This is a genomic window from Pseudomonas sp. G11 (assembly GCF_029457515.1).
GTDB classification, from domain to species: domain Bacteria; phylum Pseudomonadota; class Gammaproteobacteria; order Pseudomonadales; family Pseudomonadaceae; genus Aquipseudomonas; species Aquipseudomonas gorinensis.
The window spans coordinates 3,473,733-3,493,053 of sequence record NZ_CP120377.1 but is presented as its reverse complement, the minus strand read 5'-3'; the positions used below and the strand labels follow the sequence as shown (position 1 = coordinate 3,493,053).

The window sequence follows — 19,321 nt, the reverse complement described above, 5'->3', positions numbered from 1 at the left end:
CGTCACACCGCTATCGGGGGCAAGCCCCCTCCCACAGGGGATCTCGGTACGCCTTGGCATTACTGGTTGGAGGCATCCGCCGCCTTGATCAGATCAGCCCCGATCTCTCCTTCGAACTTCTGCCACACCGGGCGCATGGCTTCGCGCCACAGCTGGCGTTGCGCGGGGGTCAGCTCGATGATTTCGCTGGTCTTGGCGTCGATGATCTTCTGCTTGGCCGACTGGTTCAGCGCTTCGGCCTGTTTGTTCACCTCGACGGTGACCTCGACCATGATCTGCTCCAGGGTGCTGCGAATATCCGGTGGCAGGCCGTTCCAGAACTTGGCGTTGGTGATGACCATGTAGTCGATCAAGCCATGGTTGGACTCGGTGAAGTACTTCTGCACTTCGTTGACCTTCTGGCTTTCATAGTTGGACCAGGTGTTCTCGGTACCGTTGACGGTGCCGGTCTGCAAGCCCTGGTACACCTCGGCAAAGCTCATCTTGCGCGGGTTGGCGCGGATCGCCTTGAACTGCTCTTCCAGCACGCTGGAAGCCTGCACGCGGAACTTCAGGCCACGGGCATCCTTGGGTTCATGCAGGGCCTTGTTGGCCGAAAGCTGCTTGAGGCCGTTGTGCCAATAGGCCAGGCCGAGGATGTTCTTGTCCTGCATCGAAGTCAGCAGTTGCTTGCCCTGGGCGGCCTGGAAGCGGTCGACGGCGGCCAGGTCGTTGAACAGGAACGGCAGGTCATAGATCTGCACTTGCTTGGTGTATTGCTCGAACTTGGCCAGGGACGGCGCCAGCATCTGCACGTCGCCCAGCAGCAGCGCTTCCATTTCCTTGCCGTCACCGAACAGCGACGAGTTGGGGTACACCTCGACCTTGACCTTGCCCGGCAAGCGCTCTTCGGCGAGCTTCTTGAACAGCAAAGCGCCCTGGCCCTTGGGGGTGTTTTCAGCGACCACGTGGGCGAACTTGATCACGATCGGGTCGGCCGCCTGGGCCAGGCCCGCGGCAAACAAGGTGGCGGCGCAGAACAGCGCCCGAGAAAGCTTGAGCATGGAAAATCACCTTCTTATTGTTGTGTTGTAGGGCAAGGTGCCTGATATGACGCGTGTAGTGAATTTCGAATTTTTGATACCTGCGTTCGGCCAGGCCGAACACCAATCCCAAGAAAAAATGGAGAACCCCTGTGGGAGGGGGCTTGCCCCCTCCCACATTTGATTGAGCTTCCACAGTTAGATCTGGGCAGCAAGCAACCGTTGCGCACGCAACAGCACCGGCGCATCCACCATCTGCCCATCAATCTGGTAAGCCCCTGCCCCATGGGCCCCGGCATCCACCACCCGTTGCGCCCAGGCCAGGTCTTCGGCGCTCGGCGCCATGGCGGCATGGATCACCGCCACCTGCCTGGGGTGGATACACAAGGCCCCGGCAAAGCCCATTTCATAGGCATGCCGGATCGAGCGGCGCAGGCCCTCGGGGTCGTCGATGGCCGGGTGGACACCGTCCAGCGGCGCGACCAGGCCCGCGGCGCGGGAGTGCACGATCAGCGCCAGGCGGGCCTGGTCGAGGGCGAACTGCGCGGCCGGGGTATGGCTGCTCAGGTTGAGGTCCAGCGCCAGGTCCAGGCCACCGAATGACAAGCGCTGCACCTGCGGCGCATGGGCGATCTCGGCCACGGCCAGCAGGCCCTTGGCACTTTCGATAATCGGCCAGATCCCTTTGCCCGTAGCGGCTACCACCGCTACCTGGGCCGCGCTTTCCACCTTCGGCAGCAGCACGCCGGCAACGTTTGCATGGGCCTTGCAAAACGCCACATCGGCAACGTGCTCGGCGTGCTCGGGCGCGTTGATACGTACCCACACCTGGGCCTCTGGATGTGCCTGCAAAAACACCCCAAGGTTATCCCGCGCCTGACGCTTGAGCGGTTCTTCCACCGCGTCTTCAAAATCTACAATCACCGCGTCGGCACCACTGGCCAACGCTTTGGAAAACCGCTCCGGGCGGCTGCCGGGCACAAACAGGGCCGAACGAGCTAAAGACTTGGGCATCATGGCTTCCTTGTTAGATAACACCGCGCGCGCGCAGGCTGTCGATGGCATCGCCCGAATACCCGAGCTGGTCGAGAATGCCCTGGCTGTGCTGCCCCAGTGCGGGTACGGCGTCCATTCGTGGGGTAAAGGCGGCATTGCGTGCCGGTGGCAGCAGCGAGGGCAAAGGCCCCGCCGGGCTGTCGACTTCACGCCAGCGGTCACGCGCCTTGAGCTGCGGGTGGTCCCACACGCCCTGCATATCGTTGACGCGGGCGCTGGCGATCTGCGCGGCCTCCAGGCGCTGGATCAGCGCTTCGGCGTCCAATTGCGCAAAACGGTCGACGATGATCTGACGCAACACCTCACGGTTGGCCGAGCGCTTGAAGTTGGCGCTGAAGCGCTCATCCGTCGCCAGTTCCGGGGTAAGCAAAACCTTGTCGCAGAACGCCGCCCATTCGCGCTCGTTTTGCAAGCCGAGCATCACCGTGCCACCGTCGCCGGTGGGGAACGGCCCATACGGGTAGATCGTCGAATGCGCCGCACCGGCACGCGGCGGCGGCGGCGCACCGTCAAAGGCGTAGTACATCGGGTAGCCCATCCACTCCACCAGGCTTTCAAGCATGCTCACGTCGATGCGGCTGCCCTGCCCGGTCTTGCCACGCAATAGCAACGCCGAAAGGATGCCGCTGTAGGCGTACATGCCGGCGGCGATGTCGGCAATGGAGCAACCGGCCTTGGCCATCTGGTCGTCACCCGGGCCGCCGGTCACCGACAGGAAGCCGCCCTCGCTCTGGATCAGCAGGTCGTAGGCTTTCTTTTTCTCGTAGGGCCCGCCTTCGCCATAGCCGGAAATATCGCAGACGATCAGGCGCGGGAAACGCGCATGCAGCGCCTCGAACGACAACCCCATGCGCGCCGCCGCGCCGGGTGCGAGGTTCTGCACCAGCACATCGGCGTCAGCCAGCAGGCTTTGCAGAATGTCGCCCGCCTCGTCGTGCTTGAGGTCCAGAGTCAGGCTTTCCTTGGAGCGGTTGGTCCACACGAAATGCGAGGCCAGGCCACGCACACGCTCGTCGTAGCCACGGGCGAAATCACCGGCACCGGGGCGTTCGACCTTGATCACGCGGGCGCCGAGGTCAGCCAGTTGACGGGTGCAGAATGGCGCGGCAATCGCGTGTTCCAGGCTGACAACGGTAATGCCGTCCAGCGGTCGTTGATTAGCAGTCATGACGGTTCCTTAAAGCCAATGGGCCATGGATGCGGCGTTGCGCAGGTTCCAGACCTTGTCGATCAATGCGTGGGCCTGGGCCGGTGAGCGCGCGCCGCTGAACTGGGTCAGGCGCTGGAATTTATCCGCCAGCTCCGCACGGCTCAGGGTGTTGCCGGGGTCGCCCTTGGGCTCGTCGATGGCGCCGTGCAGCGAGCGGCCATCAACGGTGCTGACGATGACCCGGCCCAGCCAGCGCTGCGGGTAGGCGCCGTCGACTTCGGCGTCGAGAGCCATGCTGACGTTGTCGCGAAAGGCCGAAACAGCAGGATCGCTCAGTGCCCACTGGTGGAACTCGGTCAAGCCGGCCTTGCCATGCACAGCGATCAGGCCGAGCACGGTGCCCATGGAGAACTTGGCCTGATGCACGCTGGTGGGCACCGTCACGCGCCCGAGCACATCGATGGCGCCTTGGTGCACACGGGTTTCCACATGCGCGATATCGGCGGCGCCCAGGCCTTCACGCTGCATCACCTCCAACAGCGCATCGGCGGCAGGATGGGTATGGCGGCACGAGGCGTGAAACTTGAACGAGGTTTCCAGCAGCGCCCAGCGACGGCCAAGGTCGGCGGACAACTTGCTCGGCTCGGCATCCGTGGACATGCCCGCCGCCAAGCCCTGGTCGCCTTCGAGGATATTGCGCGCACCGGTCAGGCCATCGGCCGTCAGGTATGCGGCGAGCAAACCGTCGGCGGCCGCCTTGGCCGTGTGCAGTTGCTTGGAGTCGGCGGCATCGCGCAGGAACTCCCACAGCCCGGCGGCCTGGGTGCCGGCGCTGCCGAGCAGGTTGATGAACTGTTCCTCATTGAAATCCAGCAACTTGCCTACCGCCACCGCCGCCGCCAGGGTGCCCACCGTGGCCGTGGTGTGGAAGATGCGGTAGTGGGAGCGGCCCATGAATTCGCCGATGCGGATCCCGGCTTCATAACCCGCCACCGAGGCCAGCAGCAGGTCGCGGCCGGATTTGCCCAGGTCTTGCGCGGCCGCCAAGGCCGCCGGAAACACCACGGTGGCCGGGTGCAGCACCGAGCTGTTGTGCAGGTCATCCTGCTCCACCAAATGGGACGAGGCGCCGTTGACCAGCGCGGCGAAATACGCGCTGCTGCTGCCGCCAGTGACGATCACCTGCGCCGGGCCGCTGCTCGGCCCCATCTTCTGCGCATAGCGTTCAAACAACGGGATCGGGTGCGCGCCCTGGCTGGCCAACGCGGAGGCCAGCCAATCCAGGTACAGGTCTTCGGTGCGCGCCAGCACGGGCTCGGGCAATTGCGCGTAGGCCAGGTCGGCCAGGAACCGACACAGGGCTTGGGTATGGCTCATGCTCAGGCCCTCAGAAGCTGCGTGGCAGTTCGAGCAAATGCTCGGCCACGTAGGACAGGATCAGGTTGGTGGAGATCGGTGCCACCTGGTACAGGCGGGTCTCGCGGAATTTGCGCTCCACGTCGTATTCGCAGGCAAAGCCGAAGCCACCGTGGGTTTGCAGGCAGGCATTGGCCGCTTCCCAGGACGCCTTGGCCGCCAGGTACTTGGCCATGTTCGCGCTGGCCCCGGCATTGGCGCCGCGGTCGTATTCGTCGCAGGCACGCCAGCGCATCAGGTCCGCCGCTTCGATTTCAATGTGCGCTTCGGCAATCGGGAACTGCACGCCCTGGTTTTGCCCGATGGGCCGGCCAAACACCACGCGGTCGCGAGCGTAGGCACTGGCTTTTTCGATGAACCAGCGGCCGTCACCGATGCACTCGGCGGCGATCAGCGTGCGTTCGGCATTCAGGCCATCGAGGATGTATTTGAAACCCTTGCCTTCCTCGCCAATCAGGCTGTCCAGGGGCAGTTCCAGGTTGTCGAAGAACAGCTCGTTGGTTTCGTGGTTGACCATGTTGGCGATGGGCTGCACGGTCAGGCCGTTGCCGATGGCTTCGCGCAGGTCGACCAGGAAGATCGACATGCCCTCGGACTTTTTCTTCACCTCGGCCAACGGCAAGGTGCGCGCCAGCAGGATCATCAAGTCGGAATGCTGCACCCGTGAGATCCACACCTTCTGGCCGTTGATCACATACTTGTCGCCGCGCTTGATCGCAGTGGTCTTGATCTTGGTGGTATCGGTACCGGTGGTGGGCTCGGTGACGCCCATCGATTGCAGGCGTAATTCGCCGCTGGCCAGCTTGGGCAGGTAGAAGCTTTTCTGCGCCGCGCTGCCGTGACGCAACAGGGTGAACATGTTGTACATCTGGCCATGCACGGTGCCGGAGTTGCCGCCACAGCGGTTGACCTCTTCAAGGATCACCGAGGCCTCGGCCAGGCCCAGGCCCGAGCCGCCATACTCTTCCGGGATCATCGCCGACAGCCAGCCGGCATCGGTCAGGGCCTTGACGAAGGCTTCGGGGAAGCCTTTTTCCTCGTCGATCCGGCGCCAATAAGCGGCATCGAATTCGGCGCACAAGGCACGCACCCCTTCGCGGATGGCATTGAGTGCTTCGTTGTCATTCGGGTTCATCTAACGGCTCTCCGCCTGTTGTTCTTGGATTATTCGAAATGCACTTCGGCCTGCTGGGCCAGGCCGTCCGCGTTACCGGCCCACAGCGCGGCAACGCCTGGCTGCGTGACGTGCCCGCCCACCTCGAACGGCTGAGGCGCGATCAGTGGGCGCACCCCGCGATAGCTGAAACGACGCAAGGTGGCTTCAGGGTGGGCGCGGCAAAACGCGCGCAGGCTCAAGGTCGCGATCAGCGGGCCATGTACCACCAGCCCGGCGTAGCCTTCGGTGCCGGTGACATAGGGGTAGTCGTAGTGGATGCGGTGGCCGTTGAAGGTCACGGCGCTGTAGCGAAACAGCAGGGTCGGCGTGGGGGCGATCGTTTCGTGCCATTCGCCTTGGGCCAGGGCCTCGCCGCTGCCCTGCTTGGGTGGCGTGGGCTCGCGGTAGACGATGTCCTGTTCTTCGCGGATCGCCAGGCGGCCGTCCTGGGAATAGTCGTGACGCACCGTGACAAACAACAGTGAACCGCTGCGGCCGGTTTTTTCCTCGACCTGGGTGATGGTTGACACCCGGGTGGCCGCCTCGCCGGCACGCAGTGGGTGCAGGAATTCGATCCGCCCACCGGCCCACATGCGATTGCGCTTATCCGCCGGCGGCAGGAAGCCGCCACGGGCCGGGTGGCCGTCGGTGCCCAGGGCTGACTCGGGCAGCGGGTCCTGGAAGAAACACCACTGCCACAGCGGCGGCAGATCCTGGCCCTGCTCGGGGACGGCTTGGCCAAGGGTGGCGGCAATGCGTTTGAGCAGGTTATAGCTCAGGTGGTCGTGGGCGGTTTCGCTTCGGCCGATCCAATCAGTGGCGCTCATCAGGTACAGGTCCTCGGGCAGTGAGTGTCTGCCCCGGATCATGCAAGCGCCTGGCCGTTCTGAGAATTTGCATTTCAATAAGCCAGCGTTCGGCTATGCTGAACGCCAATCGTCCGATCTGTCCCCTCTTGTGGCGAGGCAGCAAGCCCCCGCCACAGGTGGTCGTACACCTGGAGTTTTGCATGCACTTCGATCTCGCCGACCTGCGCCTGTTCATCCATATCGCCGAATCCCCCAGCCTGACCCAGGGCGCCAAGCGCGCATTCCTCTCGCCTGCCGCCGCGAGTGCGCGGATCAAGGCCCTGGAAGGCCAACTCGATACCCGCCTGCTGTACCGTGACAGCCGTGGCGTGGAAATCACCCCGGCGGGCGAACGCCTGTTGCACCACGCCCGGCTGATCATGCGCCAGGTGGACTACCTGAAAAGTGAGTTCACCCAATATGGCGTGGATTCCGCCGGGCATATCCGCATCTTTGCCAACACCACGGCGGTGACCGAATTCCTGCCCGAGGTGCTGGCCGGTTTCCTGTCACAGCGCCCCGGCGTCACCGTCGATCTACAGGAACGCTTGTCGCGGGATATCGTGCGTGGCGTGCTCGATGGCACCAGTGACATGGGAATCATCGCCGGCCCGGTAGAAGCGGCAGGCTTGCAGGTGCTGCATTTCAGCACCGATGAGCTGGTCTTGATGGTGCCGGTGGGCCACCCCTTGGCCGGGCAACCCTCGGTCACCCTGGAACAGACCCTGGCCTACCAGCATATCGGCCTGCACGAAGGCAGCACCTTGCTCAGCTTCCTGCGCGAGCACGTGGAGCGGATCGGCAAGCACTTGTCGCTGCGCATCCAGGTCTCGAGCTTCGAGGCGATCTGCCGGATGGTCGAGGCTGGCGTGGGCATTGGCATCATCCCGGAGTCCGCCGCCGTCCGGCACAGCCGTACCATGCAACTGGTGGCGGTGAAGCTGGATGAACCCTGGGCGATTCGTGAGCGCAGCATTCTGGTGCGGGAGCTGGAGGCGCTGCCCGGCACGATCCGCGCCCTGATCGCAACCCTGATGCCGAAGAGCGCCTAAGCTGAACAGTCACCCAGCCAGAGGAGACACCTTATGCAACTTGAAGGATCCTGCCACTGCGGCGCCGTCACGTTCAGCCTGAGCAGTGCCCACCCTTACCCGTACCAGCGTTGCTACTGCTCGATCTGCCGCAAGACCCAAGGGGGTGGTGGCTACGCCATCAACCTCGCGGGCGATGCCAGCAGCCTGAAAGTGCGCGGGCGCAAACTGATCTCGATCTACCATGCCCGGCTCAAGCCAGAAGGTGCCAGCCGGGCCCATGCCAGCACCGCCGAACGGCATTTCTGCTCGCAGTGCGGCAGTGCGCTATGGCTGTTCAGCCCGGAGTGGCCGGAGCTGATCCACCCGTTTGCCTCGGCCATCGACACGCCGTTGCCGGTGCCGCCGGAGCATACGCACCTGATGCTGGGCTCGAAGGCGCCGTGGGTTGAAGTCAACGTGCGCAAGGGCGACCTGCAATTTGATGAATACCCCGAGGAATCGATTGCACAGTGGCATGAGCGACTGGGGTTGGCTCGTTAACAATCTTTGACAGTTTCCCGACAAAGCTTGCAAAGATTGTTGGACGGCCCTCCCCTAGCATTCGAGCATCCAAACAACCATCCGGGTGCTCTTCATGTTTCGCACATTGCGCGGTATTCCGTTGCTGGGTTGCCTGTTGGGCAGTATCGGTTGCCATGGCCAACCCTCTGCCCCGCCGCCGATTGCCAAGGGTGACTACAGTGCGATCATCCGTTATCTGCAAGCGCGCATTCCACGGGAAATGGCCCGGGAAAATGTGCCGGGGCTGTCCATCGCGCTGGTCAATGGCCAGGAACTGATCTGGGCCCATGGCTTCGGCCTGGCGGACAAAGCCCGTGGCGTGCCGGTAACCCCCAACACGGCATTTCGCGCAGGGGCCATTTCCAAATTGCTCACCGCCACCGCGGCCCTGCAATTGGTAGAACAGCAACGGCTGGAGCTTGATGCACCGATCCAGCACACCCTGCGCGAGTTCTATGTGCGCTCGCGCTTTCATAGCGACCAGGCCGCCGCCGACCGCGATATCACCCTGCGCCGCCTGCTCAGTCATCAATCGGGCTTACCCAGCGAGCACCTGCGAGACCTGCGCAGTTCCTTCGCCATGAGCCAGATGCCAATGCGTGTCTCGGGGGTGTGGCTGAGCAGCCCGCCAGGATCCCAGGTGGCCTATTCCAATCTCGGTTATGCGCTGGTCGGCGCTGCGATTGAGCGCAGCACCGGCAAGGACTTCGAAACCCAACTGCAAACCAGCCTGCTCAAGCCGTTGCGAATGAGCCAGTCGAGTTTTGTCGGCACCGGCACCCAACTGGGCTACCGCGCCCTGGGTTATCAGGACGGCAGCGCCAGCACTGACGCCCAGGTGCGTGACCTCGCCGCCGCCGGTTTATGGACCAGCCCCAAGGACCTGAGCCACTACGTGCAGATGCTGTTTGCCCAGGGTATCTACCGGGACCATCGCGTAGTGGGCAGCGCCTCCATCGAACAGATGTTCACCCAGCAAAACACCGGGAACGCCCTGGACTTCGACTGCCAGATCGGCCTCGGGTGGTTTCTCGCCCCCTGTGGCGACGAGCCGGTCGCCCCCGGTGTACGCACCTACCAGCACAGTGGCGGTGGCGACGATTTTGCCGCGCAATTGACCCTGCTGCCGGACCCGCAACTGGCGGTCATCATCATGGCCAACGACAGCAACGCCGAAGACATGGTGGTCGCGCTGTCCAACGACGCCCTGCGCCTGATGCTCCAGGCGCAGACAGGCCGCCCTGTGTGCGCCGATAACTGCGCGGCCCCCACCCATGGGCTCAAGTTGCGCCAGGTGCCGGCAGCCGTCGACCGCAAGCGCCTGGCTGGGTTTTACGCCACGGCCTGGGGCGTGTTCCGCATCCGGGACGAGCACTCGCGCCTGTCCGGTGAGCTGTCGGGGTATACCTTTGACTTGCTGCGCGATGAGGACGGCTGGCTGCGCGCGCAGAAAAAGTTCCTCGGCTTCTGGCTCGAGGATCTCGGCGAACTGGGCCGCGTGCAACTCGACGTCGTCACCGTACAGGGCCGGCAAATGCTGACTGCGCGCAGCCACGGCCAGCGCATTGCCCTGGGTGAGCGCATCGACCCGCCAACCCTGCCCCTGGCCTGGGCCGACACCATCGGCACCTACCAGGTACTCAACACCCATGAGCCTGACGCGCCGCTGAGCGGCGTCAGCGTGCGCCTGGAGGACGGCTTCCTGGTAATCCGCGGGCAACTGCACGACGAGCCGCTGACCGATTACATCCTGCTGCCCGTGGACAACGCCCATGCCGTATTGGCCGGCAACGGCTATGGCCTGGGCGACACCGTCAGCCGCCAGGTCAACGGCCTCAGCGCTTCGGGCTACGCCTTCAAACGCACACAATCGCCGCACAAACCGCTGATTTTTTAACCCTGGAGGAACACTGTACTGTGGCGAGCGGGCTTGCCCCGCGTTGGGGCGCGAAGCGGCCCCATTACAAGCGATGTGTTTTTAACTGACACACCGCGGTGCCTGGTTTTGGGGCTGCTTCGCAGCCCAACGCGGGGCAAGCCCGCTCGCCACAACAAGCCCGTTCGCCACAACAAGCCCGCTCGCCACAGGATGACCCGCAGGAGGCTTATTCGGCGTACGCCCACGTCATCCGAAACGACGCCCCGCCCCACTCCGAATCCAGCACTTGCACCTGGCCGCCGTGCCACTGCGATACCCGCTGCACAAGCGCCAGGCCCAGGCCGAAGCCGCCGGTGCGGCGGTCACGGCTGGCGTCGAGGCGCATGAACGGCTGGAAGATTTTTGCCCGGCCCTCCTCGGGCACGCCAGGGCCGTCGTCGCAGACCCGCACTTCGTAGCCGCTGCCGAACTTGACCAGTGACACTTCCACGCGGCGGTCGGCGTAACGGATGGCGTTGCGCAGCAGGTTGATCACCGCGCGCGCCATAAAACGTGGCTCGATCTGGATAATGTCGACTTCACAGGTGCGCAGTGACAGGTGCACACCTTCCGCCTCGGCCTCCAGGGCGACGCTGCCAATCACGCTGTCGAGCCAGCTGTGGGCTTCGATGTTTTCCCGGGTGACCTGGGTGGCGCCGCGCTCGAGGCTGGCGTAGGTCAGCAGCTCGGAGACCATTTCTTCCAGTTCGCCCAAGTCGGCGTACATGTCCGTGATCAGCGCGCGGCTCTGGCGCGGGTCGGCCTGTTGCCGGAGTTGGTCGAGCTCGAACGACAGGCGCGCAATCGGCGTGCGCAACTCATGGGAGACTGCGTTGGTCAGTTCGCGCTGGTTGGCGATCAGGCTTTCGATGCGTTCGGCCATCTGGTTGAAGTGCCCGGCCAGCTCGCGCACGGTGGAGCGGCGCGGCAGCAGGATGCGCGAACCGAGGTCGTTGTCACCGAAGCGCTGCGCGGCCAGGCGGATATGTTCCAGGTCGCGCCAATGGGGTCGAACCCAGAAGTACAGCACGATGGCCAGGCACACCCCGAGGAAACCATAGGCCCACAGGTACAGCCACTTGGGCTCTTCCGGCAACTTGATTTCCAGCAGTTGCGAGCTACCGTCGATGGTCGCGAGAAACTCCATGAAGTCGCCGCGCACCACCAGCTGCCCCTTGTCCAAAAGCGCCTGTTCACGCTCGGTCAGGGCCTGGGTATCCTTCTGCACCAGCTTCAGGCGCAGCCCGTAATGGGGCTGCAACTCGGCCAGCCGGGCCTGGCGCGCGTCCCCTTGCAGAGGACGCAATTGCTCTACCAGTCCATACGCCGGACCCCGCACGGCTTCGCGGTTATAGGTTTCGTTGGCTTCGGGCATCAGCTCATCGAAGGTGTAGTTGACCAGCCAGATAGCCCCCGCCAGGCCCAGGGCCAGAATCACATACAGGCGCAGAAACAGGCGCAGCATCTAGACCTCCCACGCAAATGGATTGAACAGATAACCCTTGCCCCAGATGGTCTTGATGCACACCGGCTCACGCGGGTTGTCATTGAGTTTGCCGCGCAGTTTGCTGATGTACACGTCGACGCTGCGGTTCAGGCCATCGAAGGCGATGCCGCGCATGCGGTTGAGGATGTCATCGCGGGACAGGATCTTGCCGGCGTTGCTGGCCAGCAACCACAGCAATTCGAATTCCATGGTGGTGAGGTCGATCTGCTCCTCCCCCAGGCTGACTACCCGGCAACTGCGGTCAATCGACAGTCGGCCGAACTCCACGGCGCCGCGCACCGTTGGCTCCGGTGACTGGCGACGTTGCAGGGCGCGCAGGCGTGCGAGCAGCACCGGCGGCTTGATCGGCTTGATCACGTAATCGTCGGCGCCGGATTCCAGGCCCAGGATATGGTCCAGGTCATCTTCCTTGGCGGTGAGGATCACGATGGGCGTGTCGGACACCGTGCGAATCTCGCGACACACATGCAGGCCGCTCTGGCCGGGCAGCATCAGGTCGAGTACGACAATCTTGGGCTTGAAGTCGAGAAACACCGCCAAGGCCAAATCGCCCCGGTGCACCACCCGCACCTCAAAGCCATGCTGCGCCAGAAAATGCGCGATCAGCCCTGCCAGCTTCTCATCGTCCTCAACGAGCAGGACCTTGCCCAGACCCAGGTTTTCCATACGTTCTCAATATGCGACGCCGATTGAAGTGCGGGCATTATAGGTGGCAAGCTGCCCGACAGCAGCGCTTGGCCCGTAGCGGGTGACCAAGCTTCATGCTTTTAAGAGTTTTTAACAAATAGCCTGCAATCTTTAACGCCATTCACAGGGAGTTGTATGCGCAAGGATTACCTGGCGTTCTTCGTTTCGCTGTTCCTGTCACGGCTGGCGGACCAGATTCTGCTGTTTATCGTGCCGCTCATCGTGTTCCAGACCACCAACAGCGTGAGCTGGGCGGGCCTGGCATTTTTTCTCGAGTCGCTACCGCGCTACCTGGCGTTCCCGGTGTGCGGGGCATTGTGCGACAAGTTCTCGCCAGTCCGCATCCTGCATATCAGCCAGGTCTACCGAGCACTGGCCTGCGTGGTCGCGGTGGCGCTGTACGGGGTGTTCGACGGCATTTACTGGATTGTGCTGCTGTCGGCGCTGTGTGGAGTGTTGACCACCCAGGGCATCATGGCGCGGGAAGTGCTGATGCCGCACATCTTCAGGCAGTACAGCTATACCAAGACGTTGTCCTATTCGCAGATTGCCGACCAGAGCGGCCTGGTGCTGGGCCCCTTGGTCGCGGCGCTGATGCTGCAAGTGTGGGCCTGGCATTGGGTGGTACTGGGGGTTGCCGGGCTGTTTGTCCTGGCAGACCTGGCGATGCTGATCTGGCAACGCCATAGCCGGGTGCACCTGGAAACCTTCGAGCAACACCAGGATATCTGGCTGCAACCGCTGCGCATTGCCTTCCGGCATATCCGCAACCTGACGCAATTGAAGCGGATCATCACCCTGGCGGTCGGCGTCAACCTGATCATCGGTGTGACGCTGGCGACTTCGGCGGCAATGGTCACGGGGCACTTTGCCGCCGACAAGGACGCCTATGCGTTGCTGCAAGCCGCGGGGGCCGTGGTGACCATCGCGATTCTGTTTTACCTGGCGCGCTGCAGCCTGCCGTTAAAGGTACTGGGCGGGTTGTCGTATTCGATGATTGCACTCGGGGCGCTGATCACCGCGCTCAGCCCCGGGCTCATGACCTACGCCGTTGGCTTCTTGCTGATCACCGGTTTCGACAAAATGTTCAACGTGTACCTGCGCAGCACCCGCCAGCGCGTGATACCGGTGCAGGACTTTGGCAAGACGGTGGGCGTGCTCACCCTGCTCAACAACCTGGCCCAACCGCTGGCGGGCTTGCTGATCGCGTTGCTGGCGGCGCCCTGGGGCACGCAAACGGTGATCCTGCTGTTGACCGGGATCACCGCGCTGATCGGCGTCGCCGTGGCCTCAGGCTGGCACGCCACTGTGAAACCGGAACTCGACGTCGGGTGACTCGATCAGTGCCTGCTCGGCCGCCCGCACCCGCTCGATCACCTGGGCGATGTCCTTGGCGTCGCCATACTGGTAGGCCAGCTTCAGGTAACCCTGGTAGTGCCGCGCTTCGCTCTTGAGCAAGCCGAAGTAAAACTTGCCGAGTTCCTCGTCCAGATGCGGTACCAGGGCTTCGAAACGCTCGCAACTGCGCGCCTCGATAAACGCGCCGACCACCAGGGTATCCACCAGCTTGACCGGTTCATGGCTACGCACAACCTTGCGCAACCCGGAGGCGTAACGCCCGGCATGCAACTGGCGCAACTCGACCTTGCGCTTCTTCATCAGGCGCATCACTTGCTCGTGGTGCACCAGCTCTTCCCGGGCCAGGCGCGACATCATGTTGATCAGGTCCACGTGGCCGTGGTACTTGGCGATCAGGCTCAGGGCAGTGCTGGCGGCCTTGAATTCGCAGTTCTTGTGGTCGATCAGCAGGGTGTCCTGATCGGCCAGCGCGGCCTGCACCCAGGCGTCGGGGGTGGGGCAACCGAGGAATTCGTGGATTTCGGGCAGGTTCATCGGGCTCACGGGCAAAGGGTCACAAAAGGGCGCCGATTATACCGACCACGCCGCAGACCACCAGACACTGGCCTTGATGTGCATCAACATGACGGCTGGCGAGCAGCAACTATAGTTGTCTAACGCCCCTTTTCTGGAGATCCCGACCATGCAAGCTATCCGCAGCATCCTGGTGGTCATCGAGCCCGAGCATTCGGAAAGCCTGGCCCTCAAGCGCGCCAAGCTGATCGCCGGGGTCACCGACGCGCACCTGCACTTGCTGGTCTGCGACAGGAAACACGAGCATTCGGCGCTCTTGAGCCTGCTCAAGACCGGTTTGCAGGGTGACGGCTATAGCGTCACCACCGAGCAAGCCTGGAATGACAGCCTGCACAAAACCATCATCGACGTGCAGCAGGCCGAAGGCTGTGGGCTGGTGATCAAGCAGCACTATCCCGACAGCCCGTTGAAAAAGGCCCTGCTGACGCCCGCGGACTGGAAGCTGCTGCGCTATTGCCCGACGCCGGTCCTGCTGGTCAAGACCTCGACGCCGTGGGCCGACGGCGTAATCCTCGCGGCCATCGACGTGGGCAACAGCGATGTCGAACACCGCGCACTGCACCACTCGATCATTGACCACGGTTTTGATATCGCCAGCCTGGCCAAGGCCCAACTGCATGTGATCAGCGCCCATCCGTCGCCCATGCTGTCGGCGGCGGATCCGACCTTCCAGCTCAAGGAAACCATCGAGGCGCGCTATCGCGAGCAATGCCAGGCGTTCCAGGCCGAATTCGACGTGGATGACGCGCACCTTCATATCAAGGAAGGCCCGGCAGATGTGCTGATCCCGCATACGGCGCACGCGCTCCAGGCCGCGGTGACGATCATCGGCACTGTCGCACGCACCGGGATTTCCGGAGCGCTGATCGGCAACACCGCCGAAGTGGTGCTGGATGCGCTGGAGAGTGACGTGCTGGTACTCAAGCCGCAGGCGTTGATGGATCAGCTGGAAGAACTCGCAACCACGGCCTGACGCTGATCCTAGAAGGCAACCGAGATCCAATGTGGGAGGGGGCAAGCCCTAATGCCGTTCAGTTAAGGCTTTTTTGTAGGAGCGAGCTTGCTCGCGAAGAACTTACAGGCGCCGCGTTCATTCAGGAAACACGCGTTATCGTTGACGTTTTTCGCGAGCAAGAACTAGGCGTCCCCCTCGCTCCTACAGAAGGCGATGTACGCTTAACTGAATGGCATTAGGGCAAGCCCCCTCCCACATGTTGCTCCCCGTATGTTCGCGATTAATGCAGTGCCCGCACTCGTTCGAAAGTAGCATTCGCACCCCCATCCCAAGAGCCTGCTGGTGAGCTACGACATCAATCCGCTGGGGTTCTTCTACCCCTTTGATGCAACGCGGTCCCCTGTGGGAGGGGGCTTGCCCCCGATGGCGGTGTGTCAGTCACAGCTGTTTGAGCTGACACTCCCTCATCGGGGGCAAGCCCCCTCCCACATTGGATTTGTGTTGTCAGTCGGCGAACGCATCCCTCAGGAACGCCGGCGCGATATAGCGCTGGTAGTGCGCCTCGGACAGGATGAAGAACTCACGGTCGATGGCATCGCGCAGCTCTGGGAGCGCCCAGTCGCGAAACTCCGGCAGCAGCACCATGCCATAAGCCTCCAGGTTATTGATCACCCGCGCCCCACGGGCAATCAACTGGTACGCCCAGCAGTACTCGGACTGGTGCGGCACAAAGCGAATCTTGCGTTGCTCCAGTTGCCCACGCAGGGTCTTGGGGTCGAAAACCTCCAGCTTGCCGGCCATCACCTGTACCAGCAGCTGCTCAAGCCTTAGCCATACCGCGCGTTTTTGCTCTTCGTTATACCCATTCCATTGGATCACTTCGTGGTGGAAGCGCTTGCAGCCGCGGCACACGAGATCGCCGTAAACCGTTGAGCACAGGCCTACGCAGGGGGTCTTGATGGTTTGATTGGACATGGGTGGCAACACACAAATCAGCGAAACAGTGCGCCATGTTAGCCCTTTGTCTAAGGTTGATCACCCAGCAAACTTAGTCAGGCAACTTACCTTTAGAAATTTTTTGCCGTAGAATCATCCGGCCTTGTAAGGCGCCAAACAATCCGCTGGAAGCTGTTTTCAAAGCGTCACGAGCACAGTCGTTCCTTCAGAACGGTGTTGGCGATGGTGATTACCCGGTAGGTAGTCCCAGCGCCAACCCTCATCAGCTCCGTTCTGCAGGCGTAAAACTTTGAAAGCAGCTTCTGTGAGGAATGCCGGCAGCGCTGGCTTTGCGGCCCAAAAAGCCCCCGAGCGCATGCGTGCCGTTCATTTCTGGATGAGCGTCCCGTGGGACCACTGATGAGGGTAATAACTGTGCTTGAAGCCTACCGCAAACATATCGAAGAGCGTGCAGCACTGGGTATCGTTCCCCAGCCGCTTAACGCCGAACAAACCGCAGGCCTGGTCGAGCTGCTGAAGAATCCTCCGGCTGGCGAAGAAGAACTCCTCGTTGACCTGATCACCAACCGCATTCCACCAGGCGTTGACGAAGCTGCCTACGTCAAGGCCGGTTTCCTGTCTGCCCTGGCCAAGGGCGAAGCCACTTCTCCCCTGATCGACAAGAAACGCGCTGTTGAACTGCTCGGCACCATGCAAGGCGGCTACAACATCGTGACGTTGGTCGAGCTGCTGGACGACGCCGAGCTGGCACCTGTCGCCGCCGCCCAACTCAAGCACACCCTGCTGATGTTCGATGCGTTCCACGACGTGGCCGAGAAAGCCCGCAACGGCAACGAACACGCCAAAGCCGTGATCCAGTCCTGGGCCGACGGCGAGTGGTTCAAGAACCGCCCGACCCTGGCCGACAAGATCAGCCTGCGCGTATTCAAGGTCACCGGCGAAACCAACACCGACGACCTGTCCCCTGCCCCGGACGCCTGGTCCCGCCCTGATATCCCGCTGCACGCCCTGGCCATGCTGAAAATGGCGCGCGAAGGCATTGTGCCGGACGAACAAGGCAAGACCGGCCCGATGAAGCAGATCGAAGAAATGCGCGGCCAAGGCTTCCCGATCGCCTACGTCGGTGACGTGGTCGGTACCGGTTCTTCGCGTAAATCCGCGACCAACTCGGTACTGTGGTTCTTCGGCGACGACGTTCCTTACGTGCCGAACAAGCGCGCCGGCGGCTTCTGCTTCGGCAGCAAGATCGCTCCAATCTTCTACAACACCATGGAAGATGCCGGCGCACTGCCGATCGAATTCGACGTCACCAACATGAACATGGGCGACGTGATCGACCTGTACCCGCATGCTGGCAAAGTCTGCAAACACGGCACCGACGAAGTCCTGACCACCTTCGAAATGAAGACCCCGGTCCTGTTGGACGAAGTTCGCGCCGGCGGCCGTATCCCGCTGATCATCGGCCGTGGCCTGACCGACAAGGCTCGCGCCGAGCTGGGTCTGGGCCCTACCGACCTGTTCAAGCTGCCTGAAGCACCGGTCGACACTGGCAAGGGTTTCACCCTGGCCCAGAAAATGGTCGGCAAGGCGTGCGGCCTGCCGGAAGGCAAAGGCGTTCGCCCAGGGACTTACTGCGAACCGAAGATGACCACCGTGGGTTCCCAGGACACCACCGGTCCGATGACCCGTGACGAACTGAAAGACCTGGCGTGCCTGGGCTTCTCGACCGACCTGGTGATGCAGTCCTTCTGCCACACCGCGGCTTATCCAAAGCCGATCGACGTGACCACCCACCACACCCTGCCTGACTTCATCATGACCCGTGGCGGTGTATCGCTGCGTCCAGGCGACGGCATCATCCACAGCTGGCTGAACCGCATGCTGCTGCCGGATACCGTCGGCACCGGTGGTGACTCCCACACCCGTTTCCCGATGGGCATCTCGTTCCCGGCCGGTTCCGGTCTGGTCGCGTTCGCCGCAGCCACTGGCGTTATGCCACTAGACATGCCGGAATCGATCCTGGTGCGCTTCAAAGGCAAAATGAAACCTGGCATCACCCTGCGTGACCTGGTTCATGCCATTCCTTACTACGCGATCCAGGCTGGCCTGCTGACCGTAGAGAAGAAAGGCAAGAAAAACGCCTTCTCCGGCCGCATCCTGGAAATCGAAGGCCTGAACGACCTGACGCTGGAGCAGGCTTTCGAGCTGTCCGACGCCTCGGCCGAACGTTCGGCTGCCGGTTGCACCATCAAGCTGTCGAAAGAATCCGTCACCGAATACCTGAACTCCAACATCACCCTGCTGCGCTGGATGATCGGTGAAGGCTACGGCGACGCACGCACCCTGGAACGCCGCGCCCAAGCGATGGAAGCCTGGGTTGCCAACCCGGAACTGATGGAAGCCGATGCCGACGCGGAATACGCCGAAGTCATCGAGATCGACCTGGCCGAAATCAACGAGCCGATCCTCTGCGCACCGAACGACCCGGACGACGCCCGTCTATTGTCCAGCGTTGCCGGCGAGAAGATCGACGAAGTGTTCATCGGTTCGTGCATGACCAACATCGGTCACTTCCGTGCTGCCGGTAAGCTGCTGGAACAGGTCAAGGGTCAGCTGCCAACTCGTCTGTGGCTGTCGCCGCCGACCAAGATGGACGCTCACCAGCTGACCGAAGAAGGCTACTACGGCATCTACGGCAAGGCTGGCGCGCGCATGGAAATGCCGGGCTGCTCGCTGTGCATGGGTAACCAGGCACGTGTAGAGCCGAACTCGACCGTCGTATCGACCTCCACCCGCAACTTCCCGAACCGTCTGGGTGATGGCGCGAACGTCTACCTGGCGTCGGCTGAGCTGGCGGCAGTGGCCTCCACCCTCGGTCGCCTGCCGACCGTCGAAGAGTACATGGGCTACGCAGCGAAACTGGACACCATGGCCAGTGACGTCTACCGCTACCTGAACTTCGACCAGATCGCCGAGTTCCGCAAAATCGCAGCAAGCGCCAACATCCCGGTGATTCAAGCCTAAGGTGTGTTGATGTAAAGGACGCCGCGTATCGCAAGGTACGCGGCGTTTTTTTGTGCCTGGAATACTGTGGGAGGGGGCTTGCCCCGATAGCGGTAGTT

16 protein-coding genes are annotated in these 19,321 nt (G+C 62.5%); 6 read left to right on the top strand and 10 right to left on the bottom strand.

Annotated features, from left to right (window positions below):
• Positions 1 to 59 precede the first annotated feature (59 nt).
• The 6 genes from P2T68_RS16000 to P2T68_RS15975 all read right to left on the bottom strand — a co-directional run bounded on the left by P2T68_RS16000 (position 60) and on the right by P2T68_RS15975 (position 6,627).
• Positions 60 to 1,043, bottom strand: a complete 984-nt coding sequence (locus tag P2T68_RS16000) for a TRAP transporter substrate-binding protein (RefSeq protein ID WP_069076295.1) — start codon at positions 1,041 to 1,043, stop codon at positions 60 to 62.
• A 177-nt stretch (positions 1,044 to 1,220) separates the two neighbouring features.
• Positions 1,221 to 2,036, bottom strand: coding sequence for a CoA ester lyase (locus P2T68_RS15995; protein WP_193689435.1), 816 nt, complete (start codon positions 2,034 to 2,036; stop codon positions 1,221 to 1,223).
• A 13-nt stretch (positions 2,037 to 2,049) separates the two neighbouring features.
• Positions 2,050 to 3,246, bottom strand: a complete 1,197-nt coding sequence (locus P2T68_RS15990; RefSeq protein WP_024075878.1) for a CaiB/BaiF CoA-transferase family protein — start codon at positions 3,244 to 3,246, stop codon at positions 2,050 to 2,052.
• A gap of 9 nt (positions 3,247 to 3,255) precedes the next feature.
• On the bottom strand, positions 3,256 to 4,605 hold the full coding sequence (locus tag P2T68_RS15985) for an MmgE/PrpD family protein (RefSeq protein WP_102624340.1): 1,350 nt from the start codon (positions 4,603 to 4,605) through the stop codon (positions 3,256 to 3,258).
• Positions 4,606 to 4,615: 10 nt separating this feature from the next.
• A complete protein-coding gene (locus tag P2T68_RS15980; RefSeq protein WP_193689438.1) occupies positions 4,616 to 5,779 on the bottom strand; it encodes an acyl-CoA dehydrogenase family protein in 1,164 nt (387 codons plus the stop codon).
• Positions 5,780 to 5,808: 29 nt separating this feature from the next.
• Positions 5,809 to 6,627 (bottom strand): MaoC family dehydratase N-terminal domain-containing protein, encoded by an 819-nt coding sequence (locus P2T68_RS15975; RefSeq protein WP_277379576.1) that lies wholly within the window; start codon positions 6,625 to 6,627, stop codon positions 5,809 to 5,811.
• A gap of 182 nt (positions 6,628 to 6,809) precedes the next feature.
• On the opposite strand from P2T68_RS15975, the gene P2T68_RS15970 reads away from it, so the two are divergent.
• The 3 genes from P2T68_RS15970 to P2T68_RS15960 all read left to right on the top strand — a co-directional run bounded on the left by P2T68_RS15970 (position 6,810) and on the right by P2T68_RS15960 (position 10,140).
• Complete coding sequence (locus P2T68_RS15970; RefSeq protein WP_024075882.1) at positions 6,810 to 7,700, top strand: LysR family transcriptional regulator; 891 nt, start codon at positions 6,810 to 6,812, stop codon at positions 7,698 to 7,700.
• 33 nt (positions 7,701 to 7,733) lie between these two features.
• Positions 7,734 to 8,222, top strand: a complete 489-nt coding sequence (locus P2T68_RS15965) for a GFA family protein (RefSeq protein WP_277379575.1) — start codon at positions 7,734 to 7,736, stop codon at positions 8,220 to 8,222.
• A 94-nt stretch (positions 8,223 to 8,316) separates the two neighbouring features.
• Positions 8,317 to 10,140, top strand: coding sequence for a serine hydrolase domain-containing protein (locus tag P2T68_RS15960; protein WP_024075884.1), 1,824 nt, complete (start codon positions 8,317 to 8,319; stop codon positions 10,138 to 10,140).
• Positions 10,141 to 10,348: 208 nt separating this feature from the next.
• Here the strand turns inward: P2T68_RS15960 and P2T68_RS15955 are convergent, their stop codons facing one another.
• Together P2T68_RS15955 and P2T68_RS15950 are read right to left on the bottom strand one after the other, a co-directional pair.
• Positions 10,349 to 11,626: an ATP-binding protein gene (locus P2T68_RS15955; protein ID WP_024075885.1), complete on the bottom strand. Its 1,278-nt coding sequence runs from the start codon at positions 11,624 to 11,626 to the stop codon at positions 10,349 to 10,351.
• Positions 11,627 to 12,334 (bottom strand): winged helix-turn-helix domain-containing protein, encoded by a 708-nt coding sequence (locus P2T68_RS15950; protein WP_069076301.1) that lies wholly within the window; start codon positions 12,332 to 12,334, stop codon positions 11,627 to 11,629.
• 156 nt (positions 12,335 to 12,490) lie between these two features.
• On the opposite strand from P2T68_RS15950, the gene P2T68_RS15945 reads away from it, so the two are divergent.
• Positions 12,491 to 13,690 (top strand): MFS transporter, encoded by a 1,200-nt coding sequence (locus tag P2T68_RS15945; RefSeq protein WP_277379574.1) that lies wholly within the window; start codon positions 12,491 to 12,493, stop codon positions 13,688 to 13,690.
• Here P2T68_RS15945 and miaE read toward each other — a convergent pair.
• On the bottom strand, positions 13,646 to 14,248 hold the full coding sequence (gene miaE, locus P2T68_RS15940; RefSeq protein WP_024075888.1) for a tRNA isopentenyl-2-thiomethyl-A-37 hydroxylase MiaE: 603 nt from the start codon (positions 14,246 to 14,248) through the stop codon (positions 13,646 to 13,648). The two genes, P2T68_RS15945 and miaE, sit on opposite strands and share 45 nt — an antisense overlap.
• A gap of 148 nt (positions 14,249 to 14,396) precedes the next feature.
• Here miaE and P2T68_RS15935 point away from each other — a divergent pair, with 148 nt between their 5' ends.
• A complete protein-coding gene (locus P2T68_RS15935; protein ID WP_024075889.1) occupies positions 14,397 to 15,260 on the top strand; it encodes a universal stress protein in 864 nt (287 codons plus the stop codon).
• Positions 15,261 to 15,746: 486 nt separating this feature from the next.
• Here the strand turns inward: P2T68_RS15935 and P2T68_RS15930 are convergent, their stop codons facing one another.
• Positions 15,747 to 16,217, bottom strand: a complete 471-nt coding sequence (locus P2T68_RS15930) for a DUF1289 domain-containing protein (protein ID WP_024075890.1) — start codon at positions 16,215 to 16,217, stop codon at positions 15,747 to 15,749.
• A gap of 396 nt (positions 16,218 to 16,613) precedes the next feature.
• Here P2T68_RS15930 and acnB point away from each other — a divergent pair, with 396 nt between their 5' ends.
• On the top strand, positions 16,614 to 19,223 hold the full coding sequence (gene acnB, locus P2T68_RS15925; RefSeq protein ID WP_069076303.1) for a bifunctional aconitate hydratase 2/2-methylisocitrate dehydratase: 2,610 nt from the start codon (positions 16,614 to 16,616) through the stop codon (positions 19,221 to 19,223).
• Positions 19,224 to 19,321: the final 98 nt, after the last annotated feature.